Annotated in this window: 17 protein-coding genes and 1 pseudogene; 5 read left to right on the plus strand and 13 right to left on the minus strand. The window is 35.5% G+C overall.

The annotated features are described in order from the left end of the window. Window positions 1–23: 23 nt before the first annotated feature. On the minus strand, window positions 24–2747 hold the full coding sequence (acnA, locus tag LCF45_RS17415; protein WP_002014285.1) for an aconitate hydratase AcnA: 2724 nt from the start codon (window positions 2745–2747) through the stop codon (window positions 24–26). 289 nt (window positions 2748–3036) lie between these two features. Here acnA and sspO point away from each other — a divergent pair, with 289 nt between their 5' ends. Next, window positions 3037–3186, plus strand: a complete 150-nt coding sequence (gene sspO, locus LCF45_RS17420; protein ID WP_002033549.1) for a small acid-soluble spore protein O — start codon at window positions 3037–3039, stop codon at window positions 3184–3186. Between the two features lie 37 nt (window positions 3187–3223). Here the strand turns inward: sspO and pdaB are convergent, their stop codons facing one another. Both pdaB and LCF45_RS17430 read right to left on the minus strand, forming a co-directional pair. After that, on the minus strand, window positions 3224–3949 hold the full coding sequence (gene pdaB / locus LCF45_RS17425) for a polysaccharide deacetylase family sporulation protein PdaB (RefSeq protein ID WP_002066634.1): 726 nt from the start codon (window positions 3947–3949) through the stop codon (window positions 3224–3226). 46 nt (window positions 3950–3995) lie between these two features. Then, complete coding sequence (locus LCF45_RS17430) at window positions 3996–4259, minus strand: hypothetical protein (protein ID WP_002014282.1); 264 nt, start codon at window positions 4257–4259, stop codon at window positions 3996–3998. Between the two features lie 121 nt (window positions 4260–4380). Here LCF45_RS17430 and LCF45_RS17435 point away from each other — a divergent pair, with 121 nt between their 5' ends. Next, entirely contained in the window at window positions 4381–4524 is a 144-nt protein-coding gene (locus LCF45_RS17435; protein WP_002128508.1) for a small acid-soluble spore protein P, read from the plus strand. A gap of 125 nt (window positions 4525–4649) precedes the next feature. Further along, complete coding sequence (locus LCF45_RS17440; RefSeq protein WP_002066632.1) at window positions 4650–5036, plus strand: Hsp20/alpha crystallin family protein; 387 nt, start codon at window positions 4650–4652, stop codon at window positions 5034–5036. A gap of 51 nt (window positions 5037–5087) precedes the next feature. Here LCF45_RS17440 and LCF45_RS17445 read toward each other — a convergent pair whose 3' ends face one another. Both LCF45_RS17445 and LCF45_RS17450 read right to left on the minus strand, forming a co-directional pair. Next, window positions 5088–6326, minus strand: coding sequence for an MDR family MFS transporter (locus LCF45_RS17445; RefSeq protein WP_002128510.1), 1239 nt, complete (start codon window positions 6324–6326; stop codon window positions 5088–5090). An 84-nt stretch (window positions 6327–6410) separates the two neighbouring features. Next, the gene (locus LCF45_RS17450; RefSeq protein ID WP_002137716.1) at window positions 6411–6803 is read right to left on the minus strand and encodes a hypothetical protein; all 393 of its coding nucleotides are present in this window, start codon (window positions 6801–6803) and stop codon (window positions 6411–6413) included. Between the two features lie 132 nt (window positions 6804–6935). Here LCF45_RS17450 and LCF45_RS17455 point away from each other — a divergent pair, with 132 nt between their 5' ends. Beyond that, a complete protein-coding gene (locus LCF45_RS17455) occupies window positions 6936–8138 on the plus strand; it encodes an alanyl-tRNA editing protein (RefSeq protein WP_263893017.1) in 1203 nt (400 codons plus the stop codon). A 42-nt stretch (window positions 8139–8180) separates the two neighbouring features. On the opposite strand, the gene LCF45_RS17460 is transcribed toward LCF45_RS17455, so the two are convergent. Continuing rightward, entirely contained in the window at window positions 8181–8624 is a 444-nt protein-coding gene (locus LCF45_RS17460; RefSeq protein WP_002128512.1) for an NUDIX hydrolase, read from the minus strand. A 104-nt stretch (window positions 8625–8728) separates the two neighbouring features. Here LCF45_RS17460 and LCF45_RS17465 point away from each other — a divergent pair, with 104 nt between their 5' ends. Further along, on the plus strand, window positions 8729–9310 hold the full coding sequence (locus LCF45_RS17465) for a DUF6434 domain-containing protein (RefSeq protein WP_002128513.1): 582 nt from the start codon (window positions 8729–8731) through the stop codon (window positions 9308–9310). A gap of 7 nt (window positions 9311–9317) precedes the next feature. Here the strand turns inward: LCF45_RS17465 and LCF45_RS17470 are convergent, their stop codons facing one another. The 7 genes and pseudogenes from LCF45_RS17470 to LCF45_RS17500 form a co-directional block, all read right to left on the minus strand. Continuing rightward, window positions 9318–10415 (minus strand): acetyl-CoA C-acyltransferase, encoded by a 1098-nt coding sequence (locus LCF45_RS17470; RefSeq protein ID WP_002192725.1) that lies wholly within the window; start codon window positions 10413–10415, stop codon window positions 9318–9320. Further along, complete coding sequence (locus LCF45_RS17475) at window positions 10408–11871, minus strand: acyl-CoA synthetase (RefSeq protein ID WP_263893018.1); 1464 nt, start codon at window positions 11869–11871, stop codon at window positions 10408–10410. Before LCF45_RS17475 ends, LCF45_RS17470 begins: the two co-directional genes overlap by 8 nt. Window positions 11872–11936: 65 nt before the next feature. Next, window positions 11937–12512, minus strand: a complete 576-nt coding sequence (locus LCF45_RS17480) for a biotin transporter BioY (RefSeq protein WP_002014265.1) — start codon at window positions 12510–12512, stop codon at window positions 11937–11939. Between the two features lie 123 nt (window positions 12513–12635). Further along, on the minus strand, window positions 12636–14249 hold the full coding sequence (locus LCF45_RS17485; protein ID WP_002128516.1) for a long-chain fatty acid--CoA ligase: 1614 nt from the start codon (window positions 14247–14249) through the stop codon (window positions 12636–12638). 168 nt (window positions 14250–14417) lie between these two features. Continuing rightward, window positions 14418–15203 (minus strand): annotated as a pseudogene (locus tag LCF45_RS17490) (helix-turn-helix domain-containing protein). 268 nt (window positions 15204–15471) lie between these two features. Next, the gene (locus LCF45_RS17495) at window positions 15472–16032 is read right to left on the minus strand and encodes a GNAT family N-acetyltransferase (protein WP_002014262.1); all 561 of its coding nucleotides are present in this window, start codon (window positions 16030–16032) and stop codon (window positions 15472–15474) included. Next, window positions 16029–16232, minus strand: coding sequence for a hypothetical protein (locus LCF45_RS17500; protein ID WP_033708017.1), 204 nt, complete (start codon window positions 16230–16232; stop codon window positions 16029–16031). Before LCF45_RS17500 ends, LCF45_RS17495 begins: the two co-directional genes overlap by 4 nt. Window positions 16233–16315: the final 83 nt, after the last annotated feature.

Raw genomic sequence — 16315 nt, forward strand, 5'->3', positions numbered from 1 at the left:
TCCTTATCATTCATTTCAATTATTTAGTTTGACACTTTAGACTCTTCGATTTTCGAACGAAGAACCATTTGCAAGATACCACCGTGACGGTAGTAGTCAATTTCAACTTCACTATCGAAACGAGCTACTACTTCAAATTGCTTCTCTTTTCCTTCTGCATCGATTGCAACTACTTTTACAAGATCGCGTGGTCTAACCGTTTTGTCAATTTGAATTTCAAATGACTCGTCACCAACAAGACCTAATGTTTCAGCACTGTCGCCATCTTTAAATTGTAATGGTAATACGCCCATTAATACTAAGTTACTGCGGTGAATACGCTCGAAGCTTTCTGCGATTACTGCTTTAATACCTAATAAGTTTGTACCTTTCGCAGCCCAGTCACGAGAACTTCCCATACCGTAGTCTTTACCAGCAACAACTAGAAGGCCTGTGCCATCTTCTTTATATTTCATCGCAGCATCATAGATAGATGTTACTTCACCAGTTGGCCAATATGTTGTATATCCGCCTTCTGTTCCTGGTGCGATTTGGTTTTTAATACGGATGTTTGCAAATGTACCACGCATCATAACTTCATGGTTACCACGACGAGAACCGTAAGAGTTAAAGTCGACTGGTTGTACGCCGTTTTCTAGTAAATAACGTCCAGCTGGCGTGTGCTTACCAATTGAACCTGCTGGTGAAATGTGGTCTGTCGTTACAGAATCACCAAATTTACCAACTATGCGTAAACCTGATAACGTTTCAACTTCACCTGGCTCTTTAGATAATCCTTCGAAGAACGGTGGGTTTTGAATGTATGTTGAATCATTATCCCAAGTATATAAAGCTTCATTTGAAGTTTGGATTTCATTCCAGCGCTCATTGCTGTTAAATACTTGTGCATATTCTTTTTTGAACAATTCAGATGTAACAACACTTTGAACTACATCTTCAATTTCTTTAGCTGATGGCCAAATATCATTAAAGTAAACAGCATTACCATTTACATCTTTACCGATTTCATCATTTTTCAGGTCAATATCAACAGTACCTGCAAGTGCATATGCCACAACAAGTGGTGGTGATGCTAAGTAGTTTGCCTTTACAAGTGGGTGAATACGACCTTCAAAGTTACGGTTACCAGATAAAACAGATGTTACTAATAAATCATTTGCTGCGATTGCTTCTTCTAATTCCTCTGCTAATGGACCAGAGTTACCGATACAAGTCGTACAGCCGTAACCAACTGTTTGGAAACCTAATTGATCTAAATACGTTGTTAAACCAGACTTATCTAAGTACTCTGTAACAACTTTAGATCCTGGTGCTAACGATGTTTTTACGTAACCAGGTACTTTAAGTCCTTTTTCAATTGCTTTCTTCGCAACTAACCCTGCTCCAATTAACACGTACGGATTTGACGTATTTGTACAGCTTGTAATTGCAGCGATTGCAATTCCACCTGTTTTCATCGTTACTTCTTGATCTTTCAATGTAACTTTCACTTCTTTATCAAACTCTTGCTCATTGAATCCAAGCCCTTGTGTTCCAACTGGTGCTACAACAGCTTTATGGAACTCCTCTTTCATATTTGAAAGTGGGATTAAATCTTGCGGACGTTTCGGTCCAGAAAGATTAGATTCGATTGTATTTAAATCAATTTCAACAAGATCAGTATAAATTGGATCTTTACTGTCTGCTGTATAGAATAAGCCATTTGCTTTACAATATTCTTCAACAACGCGAATTTGCTCTTCATCTCTACCTGTTAAACGTAAGTATTCTAATGAAATATCGTCGATTGGGAAGAATCCACAAGTTGCACCGTATTCTGGTGCCATATTTGAAATTGTTGCACGGTCAGCTAAAGGCATGCTCTTTAGTCCATTACCGAAGAACTCAACAAATTTACCAACTACACCTTTTTGACGTAACACTTGTGTTACTTTTAATGCAACGTCAGTTGCTGTTGTACCACTTGGAAGTGTACCAGTTAATTTCACACCGATTACTTCAGGTACTGGGAAATATGAAGGCTGTCCAAGCATTCCTGCTTCTGCTTCAATACCACCAACGCCCCATCCAAGAACACCAATACCATTAATCATTGTTGTATGTGAGTCAGTTCCAACTAATGAATCTGGGTATGCAACTAAGTCACCTTCAGCATTTTTCACCGCATGAACAACCGGTGCTAAATATTCAAGATTTACTTGGTGTACAATACCTGTTGCTGGTGGAACTGCACGGTAGTTATCAAATGATTTCTGTGCCCAGCTTAAAAATTTATAACGTTCTTCATTACGTTTAAACTCTAAGTCCATGTTGAATGCAAGCGAGTCCGCTGTACCCGCTCTATCAACCTGTACAGAGTGGTCAATTACAAGGTCTACAGTAATTTCTGGATTAATTTTATCAGGATCTCCGCCCATATCTGCCATTGCTTTACGAAGCGAAGCCAAATCTACAACAGCTGGAACACCTGTGAAGTCTTGTAAGATTACGCGAGATGGTTTAAACGGAACATCGATATCTTGAACATCTTTCGTTCCCCATTTCGCTAAATTTGTAACATGTTCTTCTGTAATTACGCGTCCGTCTACTTGACGAAGTACAGATTCAAGTAAAACTTTCACGGAATATGGTAATTGAGATACGTTGCCAACCCCTGCGTTTTCAAGCGCTTTCAATTGATAATAATGATACGTCTTTCCATCTAGTTCAAAAGTTGCACGTGATTGAAATGGATTATGTTTGACCATTATGTTTCCCCCCTGTTAAACGTGACTAATTTGTCTGAATATAAAATGTAGACAAACTTTTCAATACCTTACGATAATATCTTATTACAACTTTCTAAATAAGTAAATAATAAGAAACTTATGGATTATCATAAGTTTTCTTTATCTTTCTAAATTTGAATAGTGTCCATGCTCTTTATTAATACTATTACTATAAAGTAAAGCACTCTTTCAGTGTTTTACTTTACGTTCATATATGCTATGAACGACTCATGGTTCGTCTATAAAAAACATTATAGAGGTGAGAAAAATGGGTAAAAGAAAAGCCAATCATATTATTTCAGGAATGAATGCTGCATCCGCCCAAGGGCAAGGAACTGGCTATAATGAAGAGTTCGCAAATGAACCTTTAACTCCGGCAGAGCGACAAAATAATAAGAAACGAAAAAAGAATCAGTAACGAAAAATCCCAAAAGGTATACCTTTTGGGATTTTCTCTAATGTTTATAACGTAACAACTCCGAAACTGTTACAAATCGATAACCCTGCTTTTTCAGTTCAGGTAAAATTTTTGCTAATGCCGCCACTGTTTGACTACGATCACTTCCTCCATCGTGCAACAGTACAATATCTCCACTTTTAGCATTTTTCACAACATGATTTACTATGGATTCTGTACCCGGATTCGCCCAATCACGAGGGTCTTGATGCCATGACCATAGAACAATTTGATACCCAGCTTTTTTTGCCGTAGTAAATACAGCATCATTAATATATCCACCTGGCGGACGGAACAATAAAGGTTCTTTCACCCATTTTTCAAAATATTTCTTTCCATTTAAAATATCATGTTCTAATTTTTCATCTGATGAATTACTCGCATACAAATGATTCATCGTATGATTTCCGATTTCATGCCCTTCTTTCAACACTTGCTTTACTAAGTACGGATTACGCTGAACTCGAAAGCCAATCATAAAAAAAGTCGCTTCCGCTTTATATTGACGTAATAACTCTAATACTTGCGGTGTATAAGTTGGGTCCGGTCCATCATCAAATGTAATTGCGATAATTTTTTCATTATTTGGCACTTCCCATGTTACATAGCCAGTTGGCTCTAGCTCTTTTCTTAACAACATTTTAGCTTCCACTTTGTCCACTTGAAATATATGTACTGCACAAATTAAAGAAAAAATTGATAGAATAATTTTTCGTTTCAGCATAGTAGCACTAAAAGTAATGAGGTTGTTGAATTCACAACAACCTTTTTCACTTTTCTATTTGATCTACATTTCGCATAATATTTTGGAGATTACTTTCATATTGCTCAAGTTGTGGACGCTGCGTTTCTGATGCTACTTCAAGTGCATTTTGAATCTGTTCGTACGCCTCTTGCACTTCTTGGCGTAACTCTTTTAAATCATGGCCGTAATTCGGGTCATTTTTCACAATATTATTGAATATATTTTCCGCTTGAACAACCCCTTGCTGCGCGGCCTGAAAAGCCTGTTGCTTATCTTTATGATATGGCATAACACTTTCCCCTTCCTATATGAGTTAGTCCTACTTATCTTTACCCATTTCTCAAAAAACATTCTCGTATAAATTCGCAAACTTCTCTCATTCTAAATAGGGAGAGGAGGTGTAAAATACAATGGGTAAAAACAAGAATCAATCTAATCGTCAAAACGAGAAAAAAGGGCAATCTTCTGGACAGCCCGAGCCTTTAAGTGGATCTCATAAAGTTAAAAACCGTAATCATTCACGTCAAAAAAATCATGCACATCATGATATGTAAAGCAAAAGTATTCACACACACTGTATCTTTCACATAAAATGTTTATATTTTTCTATTTGTTCTTCACCTCTATTTCATTCATGCATAACATAGTATGAATTGAGATTTTACGGAGGGTGTCTTTCATGGGCAAGAAAAAGAAGGATTGTCTTTTTCATGTTGATGGTTTCGAAGAATGGATGGATCAATTTTGTTCCGATTCTTATAGTAACTTTAGTTTTCCAAATCAAATTCATATTGACCTTTGTGAAACAGAACAAGAATACATTTTGGAAACAGATGTACTAAATGTAACTGAACAAGATGTACTCATTAAAAAGATGGAGACAGGCCTAAACATTTGCATACTTCATAAAAATAATTCTTTACAGCGGATAATTCCTTTACCTGCTAATATTATTTATAAGAAGATGCTAGCCTGCTTAGAGAATGGATATTTAGCCATTCATATTTCCAAAAATGAAGTTGCCAACACGCATGAAGAGAAAGTCTTTTTTCGAATTAACGATTAATATAAATACAAACATAAGCCCCAGCAACCTTTTAGTTTGCTGGGGCTTATATTATTTCGCATGTATTTCTATTTTAGAATTTCTAATATATCTTTTTTTCATTAAGCTTTTTGTAACTAATAGGACTGGAAATGCAGTGGTTGAAAAAACAGCTAATATAAAAAATACAATAAAGCCATTTTGATATCCATAATGATCGAGAAGTATCCCGCCAAACCAAGGACCAATTACTACTCCAATTCCCGAAAAGCCCATAGCTCCAAAATATGTCCCTTTCAAATGCGAAACAGCTATCTCATCAATAAATACATCTGTCATTGAAAACATTAATACTTCTCCGAATGTAAAAATAATTGTACATATAGCAGCCCCTAACATAGATTCTACTAGTCCAAATCCAAACAATCCCCCGCTCACAAATAACGTTCCAACCATAATAGATGCTAACGGCGTATACTTTTTACACATTTGAATAACAGGGTATTGAATAACTACTACTGTAACCGCATTTAAAGTTAGCATATATGAGAACAACTTTACTCCATCTTGAAATATATGTGCGTTTGCAAAATATTGAGATAGTGTCGTCGTTAAATGTGAAAAACCACTATTACTCAAAATGATTCCGACTAAAGCAACTAAAAATACTATGTCTTTTCGCAAAATCCGAACCGCACTTAACATTGTGACCGGATTTTCTGTAGTTACTTTCTTATTATCAAGTGGATATTTCTTAAATTGAAACGCTAATATAACTGTATATAAAATGTACACTCCAGCGGCTACTAAAAAAGGAATCGTTGATTTTGCACTTCCAATCTGTAATCCAACAAGTGGACCCATCGCTACTCCAACATTTATTGCACCGTAACGCAAATTATATACGAGTAAACGATACTCTGGTTTCGTTAAATCTGATAATAAAGCTCTTGATGTCGGTTCAAAAAAAGAACGACATAATCCATTCAAAGCGTTTAATAGAAAGAAACTCAAAACATGATCTGCAACTGAAAATCCTATAAATACAAACACCCAAACAATCATGGACCATATTATAATCATCTTTCGACCAAATCGATCCGATAAATTGCCTCCAATAAAACTAGCTAACACTCCAACAAGCGCACTCGTTCCAATGATAGCACCGGTCATTCCAGCCGATACGTCTTTAACAGTCGTTAAATAAATCGCTAAAAAAGGAATGCTCATTGAAGTTGCAAACCTAGCAAATAATGTCCCTATAATGATACTCATTCCAAGTGGATGAATATTTTGTAACTTCCCCTTCATCTTTAAACCTACTCTCCCTTTTCTTACATAAAAAAAGAAAGCAAAGGATCTGCTTTCTTTTTCCTTTTTCTATACTTGAGATGTTTATACCCGAGCTGTTCTCGTTATTTCCATATCAATTCCGTATGTAAACTGTAGTTCTTTACAAACATCTTTAATCAAAATAGCTACATTATACTTTTCATTAAATTCTAAAACAATGCTTTCTACTTCTTCATATGTATACTTATATTCGCCAGTAATTACACTTTTTAAATCAAAGCATTCATTAATACAAAGCTGGACGAGTAATTGTTCATACTTCTCTATGACATCTTCTTTTTTCCAAAGTAACTCCTTTACATATAACCGATCAAATTTCACACTTTCTCGATTACAATCCGTTAAAATCCGGGTCATCTCATTTAATTCTCGATATAATTCGGAAATATTTCTGCTTAAACTAAGCAACTTATCTACGCCGTTTTCATATGGCATTTTCATTCCCCCCGCATTTTCTTCTTATTATAGCAAGAAAATTCTAAAAAAAGTTTCTTTCTTCTGAAATATTAGGAAACTAATTTCAATTGCTTTACAATGAAACTAGCTAACACGAAAGGGGAAAGAAAATTGGAGAAAAAATTATATTACATCGACGCTTATAAGAAAGACTTTACTACTAAAGTTATAAAACAAGAGCATGATACAGAAGGAAACTTATATGTTGTCTTAAATGAAACTGCATTTTATCCAACAGGCGGCGGACAACCACATGACACTGGAACTTTAAATGGTATTCCGGTAAGTAACGTTGAAGAAGTAAATGGAGAAATTCGTCATTTCATAATAGAACAATTACATACAGAAGAAGTAGAGGGTAAAATAGATTGGGAGCGCCGTTTTGACCATATGCAACAACATACGGCTCAGCACATTTTATCCGCTGCTTTTTGGGATCACTTTAACATACCGACGATCGGGTTCCATCTTGGAAAAGAAACTATAACCATTGATTTAGAAACTGCCAATCTTTCTACAGAAACTGTTGAGAAGGCCGCACAAATTGCTAATCAAATTGTTTTTGAAAACCACCCTATTCGTATTAAATGGATGAACTTAGAAGAGGCCAAAGCATTACCCCTTCGCAAAGAACCAACTATGACAGAAAATATACGCGTTGTTATTATCGCAAATTATGATTACAACGGCTGTGGCGGAACGCATCCGAAACACACTGGTGAAGTAGGTCCTATTCAAGTACTAGGATGGGAGCGCAATAAAGGTGGTATACGCTTAACATTTATAGCTGGTTGGCGTTCTCTTAAATTAATGGGACAACATCAACAAATATTAACCGATGTTTCTAAGCAATTGAACAGTAGCGAAACTGATATTCCAGCAAAAGTAGCACAACTTCTTACCTCTCAAAAAGAAAACGAAAAGGCAATACAAGCAATGAATGAAAAACTATTATTTGTAGAAGCAAATGAACTATTACAACAATCGGAAGAAATACATGCTGGAACACTTATCTCTCGAGCATTTACAAATCGCGCTATGCAAGAAGTCGCAAAACTAGCTGCCATTATTACAGAACAACAAGAACACGCAATTACATACTTCGTTATTGAAAATGAGGACAAATTACAATGTATTCTTGCTTGTGGTAAAGCAGTGACACTCGATATGAATGCTCTTTTAAAAGATGCCCTCCCTTCTATTGAAGGAAAAGGCGGAGGAAATAAAAAGAGTGCTCGTGGCGGTGGGAAAGCAATTATGAGTAGAGATGAGTTTTTAAATCAACTTGTTTCTTCTTTACAGTCAGCAGTGTAAAACATGTTTATGAAGGGTAGCTAACGGCTATCCTTCAATTATTTACAGGCCTATATTTTGTTTCAAGCCTTGATAACTCCCTGCACTTGCAAAACCTTCACTTATAAGAGTTATAAAAGTTTCCGAAAAACCATAATGACTTAAGTCTTTAATCACTACCATTTGTACATCATGAATTGGATTAAGATCAAATTCATTAGAAGGTAACGTAATTTCACCTTCAATCCTTTCAAGCAGAAACGTAATATGTAATAAAGATGGACTAGCATCTGGTTTATCACAAACATAGAGTAGCTTCTTAATTTTAACTTCTAATCCTGTTTCTTCTCTCATTTCTCGAATCATCGCTTCTTCTAACGTTTCACCATTCTCTACCCTTCCCCCAGGTAAAGACCAATTGCGATTAGCAACTTTTTGCTTTACTAGCAATACTTTTTCATCTTCAATTAAAATTCCCGTAACACGAACTTGCATTACACTTTCCATATGTAATCTCCTCTTCCCGTTATATTTACAAATTAATCCTTCCACAAAAAGAACATATGTTTTATAATTAAAGAAAATTATGGAAGAAAGAAGTTGTTACATCTATGCGTCCACCTTTAACAAAGTCTATATCACTTGAAGATTTCCAAAACTTTTATTGGTTAAAAGCAGAACTGCAAACATTTTGTCGTGAGCATGGTTTGTCAGCTAGTGGCTCTAAGATTGAAATAACCGAGCGTATCTCACATTATTTACATACTGGTAAAATATTAAAAAACAGCTCTAGTCAAAAGGTGAGTAAAGCTTCCCTCTCTTATAAAGAACTTTCTCTTCAAACGATTATTACTAACAATCACCGCTGTAGCGAAGATGTTCGTGCTTTTTTCAAAGAAAAAATCGGAGCAAACTTCCGCTTTACAGTAGCTCTTCAAAAATTTTTTAAAGAGAATGTTGGAAAAACATATGAAGACGCGATAACGTTTTGGTATGAAGAAAACGAACGAAAAAAAGATCCTACATACAAAACAACTATCAGCGCGCAGTTTGAATACAATCGTTTCACTCGCGACTTTTTCGAAGATCCAAATAACAAAGGGAAATCAAAAGCTGATGCTATCGCTGCTTGGAATGAAATAAAAGCAAAACCTGGTAGTAATGCTTATGTTCCTCAAAAAGTAGAAAACTAGCCCCTTTCTAGTTTTCTACTTTCTCAAATAATAGCGCAAGCCCTATTCCACCACCAATTCCTAACGTCGTAATTCCATATTTCATATGCTCTCTTTGTGCTTGATAAAACAAACGTGTCACAAGCATAGCTCCAGATGCACCGTACGGATGACCGAGCGCAATTGCTCCACCATTTACATTTAATTTTTCAAAAGGAATTTGTAACTCCTTTGCACAAGCAACAATTTTTGAAGCAAATGCTTCATTTATTTCAAAATAATCGATGTCCTCTACTTTCATATTCATTTCGTTTAATAATTTGTTCACCGCAAATATCGGACCAGTCCCTGGAAGATTTGGATCCACGCCAACTACAGCACTACGAACGAAACGAAGAACTGGCTTGTACCCTAATTTCTGTGCTTGCCCCTCTTCCATTACAAGAACAGCACATGCTCCATCATTTACACCGCACGAATTACCTGCTGTTACCGTTCCATTTTGTAAAAATACAGGTTTCGTTCTCTTAATCATTCTTTCATAATTCATTTCCCGCTTTATAGATTCATCTAATAATCCATTAAAATAATGAGGTAATATCTCTTCTTGTATATATCCTTTTTCTAATGCTTGCAGCGTTCTTTTATAGCTAAGACAAGCATATTCATCTTGCATCTCTTTTGTTATGTTATATTGCTCTGCAACATACTCAGCCGCCAATCCCATATCTGGATCCCCAATTGTTTCAGGTGAAAACCGCGCTCTATTTTGAAAAGGTGACGTACTTGTACTCTCTACGCCCCCAGCAATATAACAATTACCTGCATCCCCTTGAATAAAATGACACGCAGTACGAATTGCTTCCAATCCAGCTCCGCATTGCCGGTCAATCGTTACACCAGGTATATGATAACCAAGCCCAGCTTCTAAAGCAGATAATCTTGCAACATTACCTCCCGGTCCAACAACATTCCCTAATATAACATCGTCTATTTCTCTCTCAATTCCTTTACTTAAAAACGTAAGAAGTGGTGCTGCTAATTGCTGAACTTCATAATCTTTCAACATCCCGTTTTTTTTACCAATAGGTGTTCTTTTCGCTTCTACAATAACCGCCCTATTCATATATCTTCTCCCGGTTTTCAATCATACTTTTTGCTGCATTGCGAGCTATTTTCCCGCTATTTGTATAAGGTATTTCATCAACAAAGTACCATTCTTTCGGTATTTTAAAAGATGATAATCGTTGTAAGCAAAAACTTTTTAATTGTTGCTTTGTAGCACTTCCTTTTACGATAGCGACAGGCTTTTCACCCCAGTAACTATCTTCTACACCAACCACAACTATTTCTTCAACAGCTGGATGTGTCTGTAATACCCTTTCTATTTCTTCTGGGAAAATATTGATTCCTCCAAATAAAATCATATTCTTCTCTCTACCAACAATATATATAAAGCCTTCTTCATCTTGGTAGCCCACATCCTGCACTGTCATCCAGCCACCTTCGGACAATTGCGGGATTATAGCTCCATCCGATACATAGCCCATAAAAAATTGATCACTTTTCACATACACAGTTCCTATCTCACCTATCTGTACTTCTTCTCCTGCTTCATTACATATTCGAACTTGTACATTATGACAAGGTTTCCCTACTGAATTCGGTTTTCTTTCACTCTCTTCATCAACCAATGCCGTTACAAAGCTTAGCTCAGACGCACCATAAAACTCATATCTTTTTGCATAAGGAAACACATTCTTCATCTTCTCTTTTGCTTCAGCTTCCCATTTGGCTCCTGACGAAATAATTTTCATTTCACTTTCAATTACTTTATTTTCTTTATACAAAGACTCAAGCATTGTAGGAACTGTATACATTACAGAAATATTCTCTATCCTTATACTAGATAGCACTTGAACTGGTACAAACTTTCTCATTATGTGTACCGTTTGCCCTAAAAACAATGCACTTATTGCCCCGTATAAGAAAAGAGAATGAACAAGCGTCCCAGCTATTAAAATAGAATTTTCCTTTTTCATATGAAAGTCATGTACATTACAATCAAAACTATGTACCCACGACTGTTGAGCACGTAAAAACGCTTTTGCTTTTCCAGTCGATCCTGATGTAAATCCCATATAAAAAGGAGCGTTTTGTACATTTTCTACAGAATGATATGCAGGAAGATAGTTCTCAATCATTTCTTTCCATTCTTCAATCTCAATAATCCTTCCTTCTTCGCACGATATATCACTAAGCCTATACTGCTCCGCCACAATAATATCCGGTTTACTAATCGCTATTCTTTCTTTAAGTTCATCTCGTTTCCATTTTATATCTAGTGGCACACAAACCCATCCAGCCATAGCGGAACCCGCAAATAGTTGTAAAAATTCCATACTATTCTCTAATAAAATTGCTATCGTTTTATTCTGCGATTCTTTTTCATTCAACCAGTTTGCTACTTTACACACTGACTCAAACCATTCTTTATATGTTAATACTCTATCATTTTCTTTAATCGCTATTTTATTTGGTTGTAAAGAGGCATACTTTTTATATTCTTTTGTAATCCCCATATGAGACGTCCTTTCTTTACAAAATAATAAAAAGAAACACGCAAGTAACGTGTTTCTCCTTTTTCTTACCCTGCATTTGTAATTTTTTTATTCTTCAAAGCAGGCGTAATAATATGTTTCAATGAGCGATGTAATCTTGTCACAAGAATCGCTGCTATAGTCGCCTTTATGCAATCACCTGGTAAAAATGCGACACTTACTTTCATCGTTTCCCATACGGAAATATCCATTACGAAAGCTTGGACAATGATACCAAATACATAAACTACGAAAATACCACCAATTATATTAATACATAATACCTTTATTATAGAAACTTCACGTAAACGCTCAATTAAATAACCAATGACAAACGCTCCAACGATATAACCAAGTAAATATCCTGCACTTGGCCCAACAAATACGCCTGGACCACCGCGTCCACCAGCAAGTAATGGTGCTCCAACTCCAACTATAAGTAAGAAAATAAGCTGACTTAACGCACCAAGACGTGATCCTAACAATCCACCAGCAAGCATAACACCGAGTGATTGTAATGTAATCGGAACTGGTGTAATAGCAAGAGCAATTGGGGGTATTAATCCTAACACTCCCATAATAGAACTAAATAAAGCGACGAAAACTAAGTTTTTTGTATTCATATTTGCTTCTCCTATTTGTAAACTTAAAATGTTTTTTAGGTAACATATTATAGGAGTTATATTATCTTTTCACTAGCTTTTTGTCAACTTATTTTTAATATTGGTTTACAAATATAAATTCAATTATTTCTCTTTATGCAAATGCTCAAGTTCTTTTCGAAGTGCCTGTTTTAAAAACTTCCCAACAGATGTTTTCGGTATTTCTTCCATAAATACAATATCATCTGGTAACCACCACTTCGCAAACTGCGGTTTTAAAAACTCATATATTTCTTCTTTTGTAACCGTACTATTTTTCTTTTGAACAACGCAGGCAACTGGGCGTTCTTGCCACTGCGGATGAGGAATTGCAACGACAGCCGCTTCAAATATAGCATCATGTGCCATTAAAGCATTTTCAAGATCCACTGAAGAAATCCATTCTCCCCCGCTTTTAATAACATCTTTCGTACGATCAACAATTTTCACGCAGCCTTCCTCATCAACTGTAACAACATCACCAGTATATAACCAACCGTCTCGGAATCCTTCGACAGTACGATCATCGTTATAATAGCTTTCAGCGATCCAAGGTGCTCGTAAACATAACTCTCCCATCTCAGTACCATCCCACTTCACTTCACCATTTGTACCGACTACTTTCATCTCTACACCAGGGACAAGATATCCTTGTTTTGAGCGGATTTCTAATTGCTCTTCATATGATAATTCTGTTTCATAACTTTTTAAACGTGCAAGTGTTACGAGTGGGCTTGTTTCAGTCATACCATATGCATGTACGAAAGGAACATTATATTTTTGCTCAAATGCTTTAATAACGCTTTTCGGTGCAGCTGCACCACCGCATAATATTCTCGTTATACTAGATAAATCGTAACTATTATTTTCTAACTCTTGTAATACACCGAGCCAAATTGTCGGCACACCTGCTGCTATCGTTACTTTTTCAGCTTGAATCATCTCTAATAAAATTTTTGGAGTAAACATTGGTCCTGGCAGAACTTGTTTAGTTCCAAACCAAGTAGCTGCAAAAGGAAGCCCCCAAGCGTTCACATGGAACATCGGTACAATTGCCATCGCCGCATCACTTTCCGATAAAGCAGCTGTATCCGCTAAACCGAGTGCCATACAATGCAATACAGTACTACGATGCGTATATACAACACCTTTTGGGTTTCCTGTAGTCGCTGACGTATAACACATACCAGCAGGTGTATTTTCATCAATATCTTTTACAAATTGGAAAGTTGGATCGCCTTCTTCTAATAGCTTTTCATAATGATATACAGGTTCTAGCGTAGTATTGGGAAGTTCATCTTTATCAGTCATAATAATGTAGGCTTGTACAGTTGATAATTGTGATTGAATATTTTCAACAAGTGGTACGAGATCTTCATCTATAAGTAGAATTCGATCTTCTGCGTGCTGAATAATGTATGAAATATGTTGAGGAGATAAACGAATATTAATTGTGTGTAAAACGGAAGTAATACCAGGAATAGCAAAATACGCTTCCACATGTCGATGATGATTCCACGCTAACGTTCCTATACGCTCGCCTTCTTTAATTCCTAATTTTTTTAACGCACTAGAAAGCCTTCTCGTCCTTTCACCTAACTGCTTATACGTTAATGTCGTAACTGTGTCATGTGTCCGTGAAACAATTTCTTTCTTTGAAAACAGTTTTTCTGCTCTTTCCATCATAGAACTAATTGTTAGCGGTACATTCATCATCATATTGGTTATATCCCCCTTTAAAGCGTTTTCATTTCTGTATATTATAACAGACTTCTACAAATAATTACGATGTTTTTTCTGTATTTTCTGAATTATTTCTTTGGAAATAATTCAGAACGATAAAAAACATGTTTTGAATACATTGATTCGAAACATGTTTTTTATTTTTTATAAACTATCTACCTTTTTTCTTACTTTCTTTTTCATTTTAAAAATAAAACGATTACTGTATTCCTTATTTTCTACTAAAATTCGATACATCTCCCACACTCCTACAACACGAACAAAAAGATAGACTCCAATAGCAATAAGTACAACACAGTACGGATAATACTGCACTAATTCTCCTGAAGTGATATGCTTTTTCTCAAATAAAAATGGTATCGCTCCTGCTGCTATAAAACAAAATCCAACGATCATTACTGCAGCATACTTCTTCTTAATTACTTCATATCTTTTTGTCAATTCTTTTAGAAAGTTTTGATCAAATAGTAATTCTTCTTTTTTTAATACATTGTATCGACTCTCTTCTATCGTTACAGGTACCATCATCGCTCCAATTCCAAGGACAATGATAATGACAAGGAATGTAGACATTGTTGCATTTTCTTTAAATAATAAATACGGTATTGTAGATAAAATAAGCAAGCTAAATCCTAATGCGATATATTTAGAATTTTTTTACCCATACACTATATACCCTTCCGCCATTTCCTTACTTACATAATAACCATTTTCCTTTTCATTACTTTGCTCAGCAGTTTCTTTTAATAAGTAATCAAGAGATACTTCAAATACATTTCCAATCATTATTAGTTTTTCGGTTTCAGGAAAACCTTGACCATTTTCCCATTTACTAACCGCTTGTCTTGTTGTGTTTAATTTCTCAGCTAACGCTTCTTGAGAAAGGCCTTTTTCCTTTCTTAATTTAAAAAGCTTCTCACCAAATTCCATATGTGTGTCCCCCTTTGTTTTCTTAACTAAATTGTATGTAAACATTGCTCTTATCTCTATCTTCCTGTGGTTGCACTTTGTCAACTTACGGTTGCGATTGTGTTATATAGCGGTTTTGTATACGATTTAGCTAGTTTTCTTCTATGATTGTGGTATTAAGAAAAACAATATTTCTCAATAACCAATTATAACAATTAAAGGTAATTATTATTATACGTAAAACAAAAACCCCCTTATTCAATTAAAGGAGTTTTCAATATAAAATATTTCATTGATTCATATATCTTTTCCTAGATATACAATACCTTTTCGTATCACGATACTTACCTTTAATGAACAAATCCTTTTGAATTGTACAATCGTATTCCATATTCAAACGTTTCATTAATTTTTCAGATGCTTCATTTTCTGAATTACATCCTGCTTCAATACTATTAAGACGTAACTCATTAAAACCATAGCTAAAAAAAGCTGAAGCCGCCTCGGTAGCTAATCCTCTACCCCAATATTTTCGTGATAAGGCGTATGCAATTTCCGCTTTATGTTCAGTTACATCATATTTTATAAATCCACAAGTCCCTATGAGTTTTTGTTCCTCTCTTAATACAATTCCAAGGGGAGCTACCTTTTCTTTCTCATATTGACTCACAATTTCTTCTATATATTTTTGTGTGTCATGTAACGATTGATGAGCATCCCATACTGTATACGTTGACATTTCTTTATCTGAGGCATACTCATATATATGTAAAATATCACTCATATTAATTTCCCTTAATATAAGACGTTTCGTATACAACGCTGGATATGACCACTTCTCAACAATCATAGCGGCTTCTGCTTAAACCTTTCATAATTCCGTACCTTTAATGAAAGGATATTCCCGCAATCTGTACAAATATAAGCATCCACTGGTGAAGATGTGAACATCGTTTCCTTTTTCCGTATTTGTGCATAACCGATAAACTCACCTTCTCCTATGTTTTGAGAACCGCAATGAGAGCATGTCTGCACGTCTTTCTGTTTCATGAGAGCACCACCTTTAATCTGTTTCCACTCCCTTCGACAGTTCGTTTCCATTTCCCTTCCAAAAAACCTCTTATTCTCTTACA

This window comes from Bacillus sp. 41-22 (assembly GCF_025809295.1).
GTDB lineage: Bacteria > Bacillota > Bacilli > Bacillales > Bacillaceae_G > Bacillus_A > Bacillus_A mycoides.

Bases quoted from the DNA above. Each gene is read 5' to 3' on its own strand.
- acnA (WP_002014285.1), bottom strand. From the start codon at position 2,747: ATGGTCAAACATAATCCATTTCAATCACGTGCAACTTTTGAACTAGAT.
- sspO (WP_002033549.1), top strand. From the start codon at position 3,037: ATGGGTAAAAGAAAAGCCAATCATATTATTTCAGGAATGAATGCTGCA.
- pdaB (WP_002066634.1), bottom strand. From the start codon at position 3,949: ATGCTGAAACGAAAAATTATTCTATCAATTTTTTCTTTAATTTGTGCA.
- LCF45_RS17430 (WP_002014282.1), bottom strand. From the start codon at position 4,259: ATGCCATATCATAAAGATAAGCAACAGGCTTTTCAGGCCGCGCAGCAA.
- LCF45_RS17435 (WP_002128508.1), top strand. From the start codon at position 4,381: ATGGGTAAAAACAAGAATCAATCTAATCGTCAAAACGAGAAAAAAGGG.
- LCF45_RS17440 (WP_002066632.1), top strand. From the start codon at position 4,650: ATGGGCAAGAAAAAGAAGGATTGTCTTTTTCATGTTGATGGTTTCGAA.
- LCF45_RS17445 (WP_002128510.1), bottom strand. From the start codon at position 6,326: ATGAAGGGGAAGTTACAAAATATTCATCCACTTGGAATGAGTATCATT.
- LCF45_RS17450 (WP_002137716.1), bottom strand. From the start codon at position 6,803: ATGCCATATGAAAACGGCGTAGATAAGTTGCTTAGTTTAAGCAGAAAT.
- LCF45_RS17460 (WP_002128512.1), bottom strand. From the start codon at position 8,624: ATGGAAAGTGTAATGCAAGTTCGTGTTACGGGAATTTTAATTGAAGAT.
- LCF45_RS17465 (WP_002128513.1), top strand. From the start codon at position 8,729: ATGCGTCCACCTTTAACAAAGTCTATATCACTTGAAGATTTCCAAAAC.
- LCF45_RS17470 (WP_002192725.1), bottom strand. From the start codon at position 10,415: ATGAATAGGGCGGTTATTGTAGAAGCGAAAAGAACACCTATTGGTAAA.
- LCF45_RS17475 (WP_263893018.1), bottom strand. From the start codon at position 11,871: ATGGGGATTACAAAAGAATATAAAAAGTATGCCTCTTTACAACCAAAT.
- LCF45_RS17480 (WP_002014265.1), bottom strand. From the start codon at position 12,512: ATGAATACAAAAAACTTAGTTTTCGTCGCTTTATTTAGTTCTATTATG.
- LCF45_RS17485 (WP_002128516.1), bottom strand. From the start codon at position 14,249: ATGATGATGAATGTACCGCTAACAATTAGTTCTATGATGGAAAGAGCA.
- LCF45_RS17495 (WP_002014262.1), bottom strand. From the start codon at position 16,032: ATGATTGTTGAGAAGTGGTCATATCCAGCGTTGTATACGAAACGTCTT.
- LCF45_RS17500 (WP_033708017.1), bottom strand. From the start codon at position 16,232: ATGAAACAGAAAGACGTGCAGACATGCTCTCATTGCGGTTCTCAAAAC.